This is a genomic window from Luteimicrobium xylanilyticum (assembly GCF_009429125.1).
In the GTDB taxonomy this organism is placed as follows: Bacteria; Actinomycetota; Actinomycetes; order Actinomycetales; family Cellulomonadaceae; genus Luteimicrobium; species Luteimicrobium xylanilyticum.
The window spans coordinates 4,068,128-4,082,413 of sequence record NZ_CP045529.1 but is presented as its reverse complement, the minus strand read 5'-3'; the positions used below and the strand labels follow the sequence as shown (position 1 = coordinate 4,082,413).

Annotated in this window: 15 protein-coding genes; 8 read left to right on the top strand and 7 right to left on the bottom strand. The window is 73.0% G+C overall.

Annotated elements, in window-relative coordinates; translation table 11 throughout:
* The first annotated feature begins 1 nt into the window (after position 1).
* Positions 2–598 (top strand): TMEM175 family protein, encoded by a 597-nt coding sequence (locus KDY119_RS18175; protein WP_036955493.1) that lies wholly within the window; start codon positions 2–4, stop codon positions 596–598.
* Positions 591–1,274, top strand: coding sequence for a response regulator (locus tag KDY119_RS18170; RefSeq protein WP_036955495.1), 684 nt, complete (start codon positions 591–593; stop codon positions 1,272–1,274). Before KDY119_RS18175 ends, KDY119_RS18170 begins: the two co-directional genes overlap by 8 nt.
* Here KDY119_RS18170 and KDY119_RS18165 read toward each other — a convergent pair.
* From KDY119_RS18165 to KDY119_RS18145, 5 genes are all read right to left on the bottom strand, one after another.
* A complete protein-coding gene (locus tag KDY119_RS18165) occupies positions 1,265–2,419 on the bottom strand; it encodes a GAF domain-containing sensor histidine kinase (protein WP_148284348.1) in 1,155 nt (384 codons plus the stop codon). The two genes, KDY119_RS18170 and KDY119_RS18165, sit on opposite strands and share 10 nt — an antisense overlap.
* 64 nt (positions 2,420–2,483) lie before the next feature.
* Positions 2,484–3,038 carry a membrane protein gene (locus KDY119_RS18160; RefSeq protein WP_036955498.1) on the bottom strand — a complete coding sequence of 185 codons (555 nt, stop codon included), beginning with the start codon at positions 3,036–3,038 and terminating at the stop codon, positions 2,484–2,486.
* Between the two features lie 144 nt (positions 3,039–3,182).
* Complete coding sequence (locus KDY119_RS18155; protein ID WP_036955501.1) at positions 3,183–4,241, bottom strand: LLM class flavin-dependent oxidoreductase; 1,059 nt, start codon at positions 4,239–4,241, stop codon at positions 3,183–3,185.
* A gap of 7 nt (positions 4,242–4,248) precedes the next feature.
* The gene (locus tag KDY119_RS18150; protein WP_051137021.1) at positions 4,249–5,943 is read right to left on the bottom strand and encodes a bifunctional phosphatase PAP2/diacylglycerol kinase family protein; all 1,695 of its coding nucleotides are present in this window, start codon (positions 5,941–5,943) and stop codon (positions 4,249–4,251) included.
* Between the two features lie 71 nt (positions 5,944–6,014).
* A complete protein-coding gene (locus tag KDY119_RS18145) occupies positions 6,015–6,512 on the bottom strand; it encodes a hypothetical protein (protein WP_148284349.1) in 498 nt (165 codons plus the stop codon).
* 102 nt (positions 6,513–6,614) lie between these two features.
* On the opposite strand from KDY119_RS18145, the gene KDY119_RS18140 reads away from it, so the two are divergent.
* Positions 6,615–6,938, top strand: coding sequence for a DUF2087 domain-containing protein (locus tag KDY119_RS18140; protein WP_083891281.1), 324 nt, complete (start codon positions 6,615–6,617; stop codon positions 6,936–6,938).
* Here KDY119_RS18140 and KDY119_RS18135 read toward each other — a convergent pair.
* Positions 6,919–7,422, bottom strand: a complete 504-nt coding sequence (locus KDY119_RS18135) for a hypothetical protein (protein ID WP_036955506.1) — start codon at positions 7,420–7,422, stop codon at positions 6,919–6,921. The two genes, KDY119_RS18140 and KDY119_RS18135, sit on opposite strands and share 20 nt — an antisense overlap.
* 61 nt (positions 7,423–7,483) lie before the next feature.
* On the bottom strand, positions 7,484–8,053 hold the full coding sequence (locus KDY119_RS18130) for a hypothetical protein (protein ID WP_036955509.1): 570 nt from the start codon (positions 8,051–8,053) through the stop codon (positions 7,484–7,486).
* A 36-nt stretch (positions 8,054–8,089) separates the two neighbouring features.
* Between KDY119_RS18130 and KDY119_RS18125 the strand changes: the two genes are divergently transcribed.
* The 5 genes from KDY119_RS18125 to KDY119_RS18105 all read left to right on the top strand — a co-directional run bounded on the left by KDY119_RS18125 (position 8,090) and on the right by KDY119_RS18105 (position 14,265).
* Entirely contained in the window at positions 8,090–8,524 is a 435-nt protein-coding gene (locus tag KDY119_RS18125; RefSeq protein ID WP_051137022.1) for a MerR family transcriptional regulator, read from the top strand.
* A gap of 162 nt (positions 8,525–8,686) precedes the next feature.
* Positions 8,687–11,719: a PASTA domain-containing protein gene (locus tag KDY119_RS18120; RefSeq protein ID WP_153022625.1), complete on the top strand. Its 3,033-nt coding sequence runs from the start codon at positions 8,687–8,689 to the stop codon at positions 11,717–11,719.
* 32 nt (positions 11,720–11,751) lie between these two features.
* The gene (locus tag KDY119_RS18115) at positions 11,752–12,222 is read left to right on the top strand and encodes an aminoacyl-tRNA deacylase (protein WP_036955518.1); all 471 of its coding nucleotides are present in this window, start codon (positions 11,752–11,754) and stop codon (positions 12,220–12,222) included.
* Between the two features lie 43 nt (positions 12,223–12,265).
* Positions 12,266–13,417 carry a Dyp-type peroxidase gene (locus tag KDY119_RS18110; protein WP_227994432.1) on the top strand — a complete coding sequence of 384 codons (1,152 nt, stop codon included), beginning with the start codon at positions 12,266–12,268 and terminating at the stop codon, positions 13,415–13,417.
* Positions 13,414–14,265, top strand: coding sequence for a family 1 encapsulin nanocompartment shell protein (locus tag KDY119_RS18105; protein WP_051137023.1), 852 nt, complete (start codon positions 13,414–13,416; stop codon positions 14,263–14,265). Before KDY119_RS18110 ends, KDY119_RS18105 begins: the two co-directional genes overlap by 4 nt.
* The last annotated feature ends 21 nt before the right edge of the window (positions 14,266–14,286 follow it).

Sequence of the window (14,286 nt, the reverse complement as noted above, 5' to 3'; positions counted from 1 at the left end):
GATGAACAAGTCGCGCCTTGAGGCGTTCAGCGACGGCGTCCTCGCCATCGTCATCACGATCATGGTGCTCGAGCTGCGGGTGCCGGAGGAGTCGTCGTGGGGCGCCCTGCGCGACGTCGCCCCCACCTTCCTCACGTACCTGCTGTCCTTCGTGTACGTGGGGATCTACTGGAACAACCACCACCACATGCTGCAGCTCGCGTCGAAGGTCAACGGCGCGGTCCTGTGGGCGAACCTGCACCTGCTGTTCTGGCTGTCCCTGCTCCCGTTCACGACGTCGTGGATGGACGAGACCGGCTTCGACCCCGTCCCGACGGCGCTCTACGGCATCGACCTGCTCCTCGCCGCCGTCGCCTACTTCGTGCTGCAGCGGACTCTCATCAACGGCCAGGGGAGCGACGGTCCGCTCGCGCAGGCCGTCGGGCGCGACTGGAAGGGCAAGCTGTCGCCGGTGCTCTACCTCGCCGGGATCCTGGCGTCGTTCTGGGTCCCGTACGTCGGGGTGGCTGCGTTCGTCGTGGCGGCGCTGATCTGGCTCGTGCCGGACCGCCGGGTCGAACGGTTCGTCGCCGAGCACGGGACGTCGGGCCGTGGCTGAACCGATCCGGGTGTTCCTGCTCGACGACCACGAGGTCGTGCGTCGCGGCGTGGCCGTGCTGCTCGAGGCCGAGCCCGACATCACGGTGGTCGGGGAGGCGGGTACCGCGGCGTCGGCGCTGGCGCGCGTGCCCGCGGTGCGTCCGGACGTGGCCGTCCTCGACGTGCGTCTGCCCGACGGTTCGGGGATCGAGGTCTGCCGCCAGCTCCGCTCCGAACACCCCGACCTCGCGTGCCTGATGCTCACGTCGTTCTCCGACGACGAGGCGCTGCTCGACGCGGTGCTCGCCGGTGCCGCGGGCTACGTGCTCAAGCAGATCCACGGCAGCGACCTCGTCGGCGCGGTCCGCACCCTGGCGTCGGGCGGCTCGTTGCTCGACCCGGCCAGCACCGCGCGGGTGATGCAACGGCTGCGGGAGTCGAGCCGGCGCGACGAGGAGGCCGACCCGCTGCGTGCGCTGACGCCGCACGAGCGGCAGATCGTCGAGCTGATCGGGGAGGGGCTCACGAACCGGGAGATCGGTGCGCGCCTGTTCCTCGCCGAGAAGACCGTCAAGAACCACGTCTCCCACGTCCTGGCCAAGCTGGGGCTGCAGCGACGCACCCAGGTCGCGGTGCTCGCGACCGAGCGCCGGGCCGCGCGACCGCGCGGCGGGGAGGACGGCGCTCAGGGCTGATCGGCGCCGTCGAGCGGCACGGACCAACGGAGCCGGGTGCCGGTCCCGCTCTCCGAGCTGACGGCGAGCCGTCCGCCGAGGCGCTCCGCACGGCTCGCCAGGTTCCGCAGCCCGCTCTCGCGTCCGCCGCGCTCGAAACCGACGCCGTCGTCCGCGACCTCGAGGACGACGGCGTCCTGCTCGACGCGAAGCTCGACCGTGACCTCGTCGGCGCGGGCGTGACGACCGACGTTGGTGAGCGCCTCGCCGAGCACCACGACCAGCTGGTCCGCGACCTCGACGGGCACCTCGGCCCCCGGTTCGGCCACGACCGTCAGCCGGGGAGGGAACCCCAGCACCCGCTGCGCCGCCGTGGCCACGTCGGACACCCGCTCGGCGAGCGGGAGCGCGTCGTTCGACGGCGCGCTCCTCAGGTCCGAGATGGTCGTGCGGATCTCGCTGATGGTCTCGTCGAGGTCGGTGACGGTGGACTCGACGACGCGACGGACGTCGTCGGGCAGCCGTGGGACGACCGACATGAGGCCCAGACCTGCCGCGAACAGGCGTTGCACGACGACGTCGTGCAGGTCGCGGGCGATGCGCTCACGGTCGTCCGCGACCGCAGCCTCGCGCGCTCGCCGGTGGAGCCGCGCGTTCTCGATGGTCGCTCCCGCGGCCGATGCGAGAGCGACGACCACGGTCTCGTCCTCGGCGCCGAACGGTTCGCCGCCGGCCTTGTCGGTGAGGTAGAGGTTGCCGTAGACGGTGCCGCGCACCGAGACGGGGACGCCGAGGAACGTCGTCATCGGCGGATGTCCGGCGGGCAGCCCGACGGCCCGGGGGTCGCGTGTGATGTCGTCCGAGCGGACGGGCCGCGCTTCGTGCATGACCAGGCCGAGGAGCCCTTCGCCGTGCGGCCAGTGGTCGATGCGCATGATCTCGTCGTCGGTGAGGCCGTGGGGGAGGAACCGTTCGATCCGGGTGCCGTCGTAGACGCCGAGCGCGCCGTAGCGCGCCCCCGTCGTCGTCATGGCTCCCTCGACGATCCTGGCGAGGATCGTGTCGAGGTCGAGCGGGCTGGTGATCGCCACGAGCGCGTCCACGAGCCGCTGGGTCGGGGGGCTCCCGAGCGGCTCGGAGGCGGCGTGGGCTCCGGTGTCGGCCACGGTCGGAGTGTCGCACACGAGGACGGCCCAGGGGCGGGGCCGTCCTCGTGTGCCGTTCAGGGGGTCAGGCGAGCCAGCGGAACCGCTGCACGAGCTTCTGGCTCTTCCACCAGGTGCCGAGGCCGTAGACGTCGCTTGCGCCCAGGAGGACGACGAGCACGATGCCGAGCGCCTCGATCACGTGGTCGTCGATGACCGGGTTGGTGGTCAGCGGCAGCGACGCGAGGTACATGAAGGCGAGCATCAGGACGCTCGAGACCGCGGCGATCCGCATGCCGACACCGAGGATCAGCGCGACGCCGATGCCGAGGAGGCCCAGCATGAAGATCCAGTCCACGACGACGTTCCCTGCGATCGCGTTGAACACGCCCTTGAAGGGTCCGGCGACGTTCTCCAGGTAGCCGGTCGTGGGGCTGCCGCCCCGGATCCAGGCGTTCGCCGTCGGCGTCGCGAAGTGGAGCCCGAACGTCTTGTCCAGGAAGGCCCACAGGAAGTAGAAGCCGAGGACCACGCGGGTGACGGCGAGGACGATCCGGGTGGGGGTGCCCGCGACCGCGGCGAGGGGCGTCTTCCACGGGCCCATGCTGGGCAGTGTCTGCGGGCGTTCCAGGGTGCTCATGATCGTTCCTCTCATCGACCGGTTCTTCGGTTCCCCGGCTTCTGAGAAGAGTCTTTCGCGGTGCGCAGGCCCGTTCCTGAGCCGAAGGTCGCGCGCGGGCGGGACCTTGGTCCCCGGTCGGACAGGTGGACGGGCGGCCTGCGGTCAGTCGGCCTCGTCGGCGAGGAGCTCACGGACGCGCGGGGCGACCTGCGTCCCGTACAGCTCGATGGACCGCATCAGCGTCGCGTGGGGCAGCGTCCCCGTCGAGTACTTGAGGTCGAACCGGGTCGCGCCGAGCCGGTCCACGGTCGCCGCGATCTTCTGGGCCACGGTCTCGGGAGAGCCCACGTAGAGGGAGCCGTCGGGGCCGACGTCGTGCCGGAACCGGGACTGCGAGTACGGCGGCCAGCCGCGCTCCGCGCCGATCCGGTTGTTCGTCGCCTCGAAGTGCTCGTAGATCTCGTCCTGCGCCTGCTCGTCGGTCTCGGCGACGTGCCCGGGGGAGTGGATGCCGACGCGCCCCGGACCACCGCCGGGCTGCGCGGACCACCCGAACTCGCCGAGCGCGCGCCAGTAGAGGTCCACGTAGGGGCGGAACCGGGCAGGTTCTCCGCCGATGATCGCGAGCATCATGGGCAGGCCGTAGCGCGCGGTCCGGACGACGGACTCGGGGGACCCGCCGACGCCGATCCACGTGGTCAGCGACCCGCGCTCGGTCTTGGGGTAGACGTGCTGGTTCTTCAGGGAGGCGCGCTTCGATCCCGCCCACGACACGGCCTTCTCGGTGCGCAGCGCGTCGAACAGCTCGAGCTTCTCCTCGAACAGGTCCTCGTACTCACCGAGGTCGTACCCGAACAGCGGGAACGACTCGACGAACGACCCCCGGCCCAGGATGACCTCCGCGCGGCCGCCGGACACGCCGTCGAGGGTCGCGAACCGCTCGTACACGCGCACCGGGTCGTCGGACGACAGCACCGTCACCGCCGAGCCGAGCCGGATCCGCTCGGTCCGCCCGGCGATCGCGGCGAGCACCACCTCGGGCGCGGAGACCGCGAAGTCGGCGCGATGGTGCTCCCCGACCCCGAAGAAGTCGAGGCCGACCCGGTCCGCGAGCACCGCCTCCTCGACGACGTCGCGGATCACCTCGCCCGCCGGCCGCGGGCTCCCGTCAGGGAGGGCGGTGACGTCACCGAACGTGTCGAGGCCGAGCTCCAGCGTCATGTCCGCCTCAACTCCCGTCGTCGGGCCGCTGTTCCGCCGGTGCGTAGACGCGCAGCGCCCCCGGCCGCAGGGTGAGCTGCACCCGGACGTCCGCCGCGCCCCGGCCCGACGACGCACCCTCGCCCACGACGTGGGTCTCGCCGTCGTGCGCGAGCGTCGTCCCGGCGGGAACGAGCACGTCGACCACCGGCACCTCGGTGGTGGTGGTCCCGAGCCACGACCGCGTCCGCGGAATCCTCCGGGCGAGCGGTGACCCGAGCTGGTCGAACACGCTGCGTGCGAGCACCCGGACCGTCGAGCGCCGCTTCCGGGCGAGCGCGACCCGGACGTCGAGGAGGCCGTCGTCGAGGCGTCTCCGGCGCGCCGGGGCCGGACCGGGGGGCGTGTAGCGGTCGATCCCGGCGAACAGGGACCAGACGTCACGAGGCTCGACCGAGTCCTCCACCGCCCCACGCACCGGCACCGGCTTGGCCCGGGGGAACGTCTGGGCGGTCGCGACGATCGCAGCGACCTGCTTCCCGAGCTTGCCCTCGAGCTTCTCGCGGTGGGCCACGATGTCGGGGTAGGCGCCGAGGGAGAAGGTGTTGAGCACGGTCCAGCGGACGGTGCCGCCCTCCGTGCCGCCGACCTCGAGGTCGCCGACGTCGACCGCGACGCCCTGGCCGGTCCGCACGCTCCTGGCGACCAGACCGACCGGGTCCTGGACGTCCGGTCCCGCGATCCGCAGCGCCTTCGCGAAGTGGTTGAGCGTGCCTCCGGGGAAGACGACGAGCGGTGACCCGTGCGCACGGGCCGCCGCGGCCACCGAGCCCACCGTCCCGTCGCCACCGGACACCCCGACGGCCCGCGAGCCGGAACGCAGGGCGTCGGAGACGAGGCGTCCGACGTCGTCGTCCCGCGACAGCTCGTGCACCTCGGCCGCAGGCAGAGCCTCGCGGATCGCCTGGGCCATCTGGCCGCCCGCCTTGCCCGACTTCGGGTTGACGAGGACGAACAACCCGTCGCCGTCGTCCAGTGCGGGGACGTCGGTCGGTGGAGCGGGTGCGAACTCGGTCGTGCGGGGCTCCGGGGGGAAGAGCCGACGGCCGAGGACCGCGGCCCCGACCCCGATCGCGACACCGCCCGCCACGTCGGAGAACCAGTGCGCTCCCACGTGCATGCGTGAGTAGGCGACGGCCGTAGCGAGCGGCGCGAGGGCGGCGCCGGCCGCCGGCCACTCGGTCGCGACCCCGAGCGTGAACGCCGCCGCGGACGCGCTGTGCCCCGACGGGAACGATCCTGAGGTCGGGGAGTCCGCCAGCCTGCGCAGCACGTCGAGGCCCGAGGTCGTCGGCCGCTCGCCGCCGAACAGCGGTTTGGCGACCAGGTTCGCGACGGCGCTCGCGGCAAGCAGGGTCGTAGCGCCACGGAGCGCGGCGCGACGCCCGACGGGCCCGGTCGCCGCGAGGCCGGCGCCGACCCCGACCCAGAGCACGGAGTGATCGGCGAGGCGGCTGAGGCCGCGCAGCGTCGCGTCGGCGGGGCGTCCGAGGTTCAGGGCGTCGGTCCGCGCGGCGACCTCCCGGTCGAAGCGTGCGAGGGCCGGCCACCGGTCGTGCGGCGCGAGCGGGCCGTGCCGGCCCCGGCCTTCGATCTTCAGGCGTGCCCGCGTCCAGGCGCGACGCAGTGGAGGACCGAGGTGCGTGCTGCTCGTCGAGGTCACGGTCCGACGCTACGCACGACGGCGGCTCCGCGCTCGGGCGGGGCGCGCACCTGGCCGGGGCGCGTGAGGGATCAGGCCTGGCCGAGCCGGAGGGCGTCGAGGTGGGTGAGGAGCTCGGTCAGCGACTCGCCGACCGTGCCGTCGCTGAGCTTGCCGCGCACGTGCCGGACCTGGGCGGCCGCGGCCTCGAGCGCGATCTGGGCATCGGAGAGCGCGACGGCCGCACGAGCCTCGTCCGTGGCGTCGACGACCTCCTGCGCGGCACCGGCGAGCGCCTCCTCGGCGGCGGCGGTCGCGGCCCGGGCTGACTCGACCGCGTCGGTGACCTCGGTGGCGAGCGTCCCCGAGAGCGCGTCCAGCTCGCCGTCGACGCGGGCGAGGTCGACGTCGAGCGCGGCGGTCTGGGTTCGGGCGTCGTGGAGCGCGGTGGTGAGGGCCTCGTGCCCACCGCCGAGGAAGAGGAGCGCTGCGACGGCGAGGAGGCCGGCGGCCGCGTAGCGCGCCGCGAGGGATGTCGTGGCCGTGTCCTCGCGCCACGACATCGGGCCTGAGGTCAGCGGCGACGTCACAGGATCAGTGTGCCGTGCTTTCCTGCGAGAAGACAGAGAGAAAACAGAGTAGGGGTTACAAACTCGTGGAGGTTCGGTGGAGGGCAGTGCGAGAGTGGTGCTGTGCGCACCCCTGACCCCACCCGGTTCCTCGTGCGCGGTCGGCTCGAACGGCTGCCGCGACGTGCCGCGGACCGGGACCTGTTGTTCGCCTACGTCGCGACCCGAGTCCTCGAGCTGGACGAGCCCGTCACGGAACGCGAGCTCACCGACCGCCTCGCGACCTTCGCCGACGACCCGGTCGGCGTCCGTCGTGACCTCGTCGACCGCGGCCTGGTGACCCGGACTCGGGACGGTGCGACCTACTGGCGCACGCTCGTGACGGTCTTCGACGACCTCGGGGACGCCGACGCCTCCGACGAGACGGTCACCCCACCGTCTTCGTGATCGACGTGGCCAGGCTGTCGAGCTGCTTCTGGACGTCGTCGATGGTGGCCCGGGCCTGGCTCGTGGTGGGGAGCTTGTCCTTGAGCTTCTCGAGCTGGGCGCGCGCGTCCTCGAGGTCCTGGTAGGCGTCGTCGAGCCGCTGACGCGCCGACGCCGACAGCGTGGAGCTCGACTTCTGTGCCTCGTCGAGCGCCTTGCGCGCCTCGTCCCCCGCGTCCTGCGCCTGGGTGAGCGCCGCCTTGCCCTGGCTCTTCATCGAGCCGAGCTGGCTCCCGAGGCGTTGGGCGTCCGACGCGATCTGCTTGGTCTGGTCGCCGGCGTCCTGGACGAACTTGCCCACCGCGTCGGTGTCGACGCTCCCGTCGCCGGTGCACGCCGCGAGCGGCGCGACGAGGGCCAGCCCGACGACGGCGCTCACGAGCGCGCGGCGGCCGGGTCGGGCCGGAGGGGCGGCGGGCGTGACGACGTCGAGATCGGAGGGCATGGTTCCATTGTGCCGCAACGACCTGAGAACGCTGTGACCTTTTTGTGGCGGTCCTGCGGGCCTAATGCTCCGTGGGTGCAGGGCCGTCACCGACGGCGAGCGTCACGAGCGCCCGCGCGGTGAAGAGTGCGAACGTCGACCCCGCGAGCACCCCGACGAGCGCGCTGGGCGTGAGGCTCGATCCTCGCCCCCACGCCCACGAGCCCACGGCGACGCCCACCAGGAGCACCGCGAGGACGACGAACCCGGCGTCGTGGAAGACCCGCGCGAGGGGGACGAAGTGGATCCCGACGACGCCGCAGATCCACGCGCTCACCCACGCCGCGTTGCCGGTCCGGGCCAGCACGATCGCCCCGGCCGCGCAGAGCACGGCCTCGATCGCGACGATCACACCGAACCGGACCCCGTCGGACGACGTCGCGAGCGCCGTCGGCGTGTCCCACCAGCGGACCCCCAGGACGCCCCCGACGACCGCGGCCGCGAAGCAGAGCCCGGACGCGATCCCGAGCGGGAGCCGCCACGACGCGGGCGGCGCCTCCTGGGCCCAGCCGAACCACGCGAACCCGCCGACCCCGAGGACGGCGGCGGTGAAGGCGACGTCGCGGTCGGTGGCCGTGCTCAGCAGGTCCATGGGCCGCCACCCTAGCCCGCGGCGCAGACTGGGACGGTGACCGCCACCACGTCCGCCGTCGGCGGGCTCACCATCGCCGATGCCGCCGCCGCGACGGGGCTCACCGTCCACACGCTGCGCTACTACGAGCGAGACGGGCTCATGCTCGACCCCGTCGACCGGGCGCCGTCGGGCCATCGCCGGTACTCGGAGGCGGACCTCGGCTGGATCGTCATGCTCACGCGCCTGCGGGCGACGGGCATGGGTATCGCGGAGCTCCGGGAGTACGCGACGCTGTGCCGCGACGGGGACGGGAACGAGGGGGCGCGGCTCACCCTGCTGCGCGCCCACCGCGACCGGGTGCTCGCCGAGCTCGAGGCGACGCGGGAGCACCTGCGCGCGATCGACGCGAAGATCGGGATCTACGAGGGTCGCTTGTGCGGCCCCGGTGTCAGCGGCCCGGGTGTCAGCGGCCCGGTGGCCACCGGGTGAACTCTTCGGGATGGCAGCGTTGTCACGCAGTCATCTCGAGGACGTAGGGTGCTCTTCGTGGGACGCGATGTAGCGCACGCCGCGAAGATGGCGCAGGCTGGGAAGGGCGCCACACGTGTGACCGCGGTCACCGGGCGCGACGCCACGTCCACCAGGGGAGTCATGCAGAGCCGCACCACGCGCAGGCAGCCGGGAGCCGCGGCGCGGCGTGGGAGCGTCGTCGTCGCAGTCGTCGCCGCTGCCTCGCTCGGTGCCCTGGGAGCTGCGAGCGCGCAAGGCCTCGGGAGCCCCGTCCCGGCCGGGACGTCGTCCGTCCCGGCGGCCGCGCCGGTCACGACCGGTGGAGGCACGACGGGTGGCGGCACGACGGGCGTCGGCGCGAGCGTGACGACCGCGCCGGACGTCACGACGGCCCCCGCATCCGTGCTCGATCGTGACGACGTGCTCGCGATCCTGAACCGCGCGGACGACTACCTCGCCGCCCACCCCGACGCGGTCGGCGGCCCTGTGGCGCAGGCGGCGAGCGAGACCGGGATGCTCCTGGTCACCTACGACGCGCAGGTCGCCGCGACCGCTGCGCTCACGCCGCCGGTCGACCTGCCGGTCAGCGCGCTCGAGCCGCCGGACCCGCTGACGACGTCGCCGTGGGACAAGGCGGTGGCGAAGACCTCCGGCGACACGGATGCCGCCGACGATGCCGCGCCGACCGCGGACCCGGCCGCACCGGCGTCGACCGAGAGCACTGCGCCCACGAGCACCGCGAGCCCGAGCAGCACGTCGTCCCCGACCCTGCCGAGCGACGGTGCCACCACGGGGGTCCTGGCCGCGGACGGTGCCGCCCCGACGGGTCTGCTGCCGCCGACCGGCACGACGCCGACGGGCTCTGCGACCGACGCCCCGGCGGCTGCGGACACGCCACAGGCGAACCCGACGAGCCCCGCGGGGGCGGTCGACGACGGCGCGACCGGCGCACTGATCCCGGACCCGGCCACGACGGCGGTCCAGGGCAGCATGCCCTCGGTGGACGAGCCGACGAGCCCCGCGGTCGCCGTTCCGGGAGCGACCCCGACGCCGACGCCGACCGCGAGCGTCCCGTCCTCGGCGCCCACGTCCGTGCCGACGGCGGAGCCTACGAGCCCGGCGGGCACGGTCCCCGCGCCCTCGGACGACGTGACCACGGCCCCCGGCGCGACCCCCACGACCAGCGCTGACGGATCCGTCCCGACCGCGAACGCCCCGACGGACGAGGGCACCCCGTCGACCACCCCCACCCCGTCGGCGACCCCCACCCCGTCGACGACCGCTCCGGCCGCGCTCCCCACGCCGTCGGCCACGGCGACGCCCGACACGGGGACGGACTCGTCGGGGGTCGACGGGTCGTCGTCGGTGGGGACCGGGGCGTCGGCCGCCGGCGGGATCCCGTCCACCACCACGGACTCGCTCGCCGACCCCGACGCGCAGGACGGGTCGGAGCCGGTCACGTGGGACGACGTCGTCGCCGCGGCCGAGCGGCTCGCCACCGCCCTCGATGCCGCCACTGCGGCTCAGAGCGCCGCAGGAACGACGGGCACGGGCGTCGTCGGCGGGGACGGGGTCGCTGCGACGACCGCACCGTTGACGGGCGGCCTCGCGAACCAGCTCACGCAGCTCGTCGACCGGTACGGGACCAGCATCGACGGGTACAAGAACGGCGAGATCCCCGCGTCCGCGCTGTGCCCGCTCGACTTCGCCCCGGGGCAGATGCTGCGGTGCGACGCCGCGAACCGGCTCGAGGCCCTGAGCAAGCTTTTCGAGAAGAGGTTCGGGCACCCGATCCCGATCACCGACTCCTACCGGCCCCTTGCCGTACAGATCGAGCTCCGCAGGACGAAGCCCAACCTGGCCGCCGTGCCCGGCACGTCGAACCACGGCTGGGGGCTCGCCGTCGACCTCGGCTACCCCATCTCCACCGGGCGGTCCGCGGAGTACGCGTGGCTGCGCGAGCACGGGCCCGCGTACGGCTGGGACAACCCGGCGTGGGGGCACCTCGACGGCAGCAAGCCGGAGCCGTGGCACTTCGAGTTCCACACCGGCGGCCTGCTCCCGACCGGCACCCCGGTCATCGACTACACGGGCGTGACCGTGCCCTCCGACACCGAGGCCGGGCCGAAGGCCCCGTCGGACCACGCGACCGCGCCGAAGACGTCGAAGCCCGGCGCAGCGACCGTCGTGGTACCGAAGGGCCTCGTGGGGCACTCGTTCGCGACCGTCCAGAAGAAGCTCGAAGGCCTCGGCCTGAAGGTCGCGAAGCCGACCAAGGCCTACTCGGCCACCGTGAAGGCGGGCGCGGTCGTGCGCGTGACCCCGGGGTCGGGCAGCAAGGTCAAGGCCGGTTCGACCGTCAGGGCAGTCGTGTCCCAGGGGCCGAAGCCCGCGACCACCGTGACGATCCCGGACGGCCTCGTGGGGCAGCCGCTCGCGACGGTGCAGAAGAAGCTCACCGGGCTGGGTGTGAAGGTCGTCGTCGATCCGAAGAAGGTGTACTCGGACGCGGTGAAGGTGGGCTCGGTGGCGAGCGTGTCGCCTGCCGAGGGCACCTCGGTGAAGGTGGGCTCGACCGTCACGCTCGTGGTGTCCCAAGGGTCGAAGCCGCCGGCGACGGTGACGATCTCGGACGGCCTCGTGGGGCAGCCGCTCGCGACGGTGCAGAAGAAGCTCACCGGGCTGGGTGTGAAGGTCGTCGTCGATCCGAAGAAGGTGTACTCGGACGCGGTGAAGGCGGGCTCGGTGGCGAGCGTGTCGCCTGCCGAGGGCACCTCGGTGAAGGTGGGCTCGACCGTCACGCTCGTGGTGTCCCAAGGGCCGAAGCCGCCGGCGACGGTGACGATCCCGGAGGGCTTCGTGGGGCAGGATCCCGACACGATCAAGGACAAGCTGGTGGCCCTCGGGCTGAAAGTCGTGATTGCGGACGTCGAGGAGACGTCCGATGCGCCGGCAGGGACGGTCGCCGGCCTCACGAAGGATGACGGAACGGAGCTGGCCGAAGGCTCCCAGGTCGAGGCGGGTTCGACGGTGACGATCGTCGTCTCGTCCGGGCAGGACGGCAGCGTCCCGACCCCGACTCCGACGGGCACCCCGACGACCGAACCGACCGGCAGCACCTCCGAACCCACGGCCACGCCCACCGAGAAGGCTCGGGAGTCCGAGACCGACTGACGGGTCGGTGCGCACCACCTACGCTCGGTGACATGAGCACCGAGACCGTCGTCGCCGCGCTGGACGCTGCCGGGATTCCCTACGAGCTGACGCAGCACGCACGCGCCCGTTCGCTCGTGGAGGCGGCCGAGCTCCAGGGCGTCGAGCCGAGCCGGATCGTGAAGACGCTCGTCGTGCGCCGGGGAGAGGACGACTACCTGTTCGTCCTGGTCCCGGGCGACCGGACGATCTCGTGGCCGAAGCTCCGTGCGCTGCTCGGGGTCTCGCGGCTGTCGATGCCGGACGCGGGGGTCGCGAAGGACGTCACCGGGTACGAGCGCGGCACCATCACCCCGTTCGGCGCGAGTCGCGCGTGGCCGGTGGTCGCGGACGAGCGCGTCGACGGCACCATCTCGCTGGGCGGCGGCGCGCACGGGGTCGGCGTGCGGTTGGCCGCGGACGACGCGGTCCGTGCCCTGGGGGCGACGGTCGCCGACGTGACGGACGAGGTGCCCACGTCGTGACGGCACGGGTGCACCACGTCGTCGCACGTGAAAGGCTCGTGCCGTGCCACTGAACGCGATCGAGGGGATCGGCAGCGCGCCCGGGGTCGCCGCGGACGTGCCCGAGCCGCAAGCCGTGCTGGGAACCCTCACCACCTCGTCCGTCTTCCTCGTCGTGAGCGTGCGGGACACGCCGGGTGCGGACGCCCGCGTGCTCGACGTCGCGGCCGACATCGGCGCGCTGGTGCGGGCAGTCGGTTTCCGGCAGTCGGAGGCGGGACTGACGTGCATCGTCGGGTTCGGGTCCCGGTACTGGGACCGGGTGCAGCCCGACGGGCCACGCCCGGCACACCTGCACCCGTTCCGGCCGATCCAGGGCGCCAAGCACGACGCTGTCGCGACACCGGGGGACGTGTTCTTCCACGTCCGCGCCAATCGTGCCGACCTCGTCTTCGAGCTGACCCGCCTGCTCATGGACGCGCTGGGCGACGACGTGCAGGTCGAGGACCACACCGTCGGGTTCCGCTACTTCGACTCGCGCGACCTGCTGGGGTTCGTGGACGGGACGGAGAACCCGACGGGACGGGACGCGGCCGCCGCCGCGATCGTCTCGCTGGACGACGAGCCGGACTTCGCGGGCGGGAGCTACGTCGTCGTGCAGAAGTACGTGCACGACCTCGCGGCATGGCATGCGATGCCGGTCGAGGAGCAGGAGCGCGTGATCGGCCGCACGAAGCTCGACGACGTCGAGCTCGACGACGACGTCCAGCCGTCGAACTCGCACGTCACCCTCAACACCATCGTCGACGAGAACGGCGAGGAGCACGACGTCCTGCGCGACAACATGGCCTTCGGGGACCCGTCGACGGGCGAGTACGGGACGTTCTTCATCGCGTACGCCGACGACCCGTCGGTGACCGAGCTGATGCTCGAGCGGATGTTCGTGGGCGCCCCCGTCGGCAACTACGACCGGATCCTCGACGTCTCCACGGCCGTCACGGGCTCCCTGTTCTTCGTCCCGTCGCTCGAGCTCCTGGAGTCCCTGGCCGAGGGCGACGACCCGACGGTCACGTCCGCGGACCTGGAGCGGATCGCACGCGAGGCTGACGGCAGGTCGAGCCCTCCCGCCCCGTCCGCCCCCGTCAGCACCGACGGCGACGCGACCCGACCGCACGACGACCTCCGCATCGGCAGCCTGAGAGAGGAACCGCAATGAGCAGCAACGAGCCCGAGGTGACGGTCCAGCCGGTGGCGCAGGTCGTCGGGGCGTCCAACCTCCACCGCTGGCTCGCGCCGGTGAGCGACGCGGCATGGGCCGAGATCGCGGAGGAGGCGTCGCGCACGTTCCGCCGGAACGTGGCGGGGCGTCGGGTGGTGGACGTGACGGGCCCGCTGGGGCTGGAGACGGCCGCGGCGAACACGGGCCACGTGTCGGCGATCGAGGCGCCGCACGAGGGGACGCGGTCGCGGTTGCGCGAGGTCGCGCCGCTCGTGGAGCTGCGGGTGCCGTTCACGCTCGACCGGCAGGCGGTGGACGACGTGCTGCGGGGCTCGAAGGACTCCGACTGGCAGCCGGTGAAGGACGCGGCGACGGTGCTGGCACGGGTCGAGGACCGGGCGATCTTCGAGGGCTACGAGGCCGCGCGGATCGGGGGCCTGGGGCCGGGGTCGGACAACGCGCCCGTGGCGGTGCCTGAGGATCCGCGGGAGCTGCCGGACGCGGTGGCGCACGCCGTCACCGAGCTCCGGTTGGCGGGGGTCGAGGGTCCGTACGCCCTGGTGCTGGACGCCGACCTGTACACGGCGGTGTCGGAGACGCGGGATCACGGGTTCCCGATCCGGGACCAGCTCGAGCGCATGGTGGACAGTGCGATCGTGTGGGCGCCGGCCCTGCGGGGCGGGTACCTGTTGTCGACGCGGGGCGGCGACTACGAGCTGGTGCTGGGGCAGGACGTGTCCATCGGGTACACGTCGCACACGGCGGACTCGGTGGAGCTGTACCTGCAGGAGTCGTTCACGTTCCTCGCGTACACGGCGGAGGCGTCGGTCGTCCTGTCGCGCTGAGCGGCGACGGCGCGCGCGGGC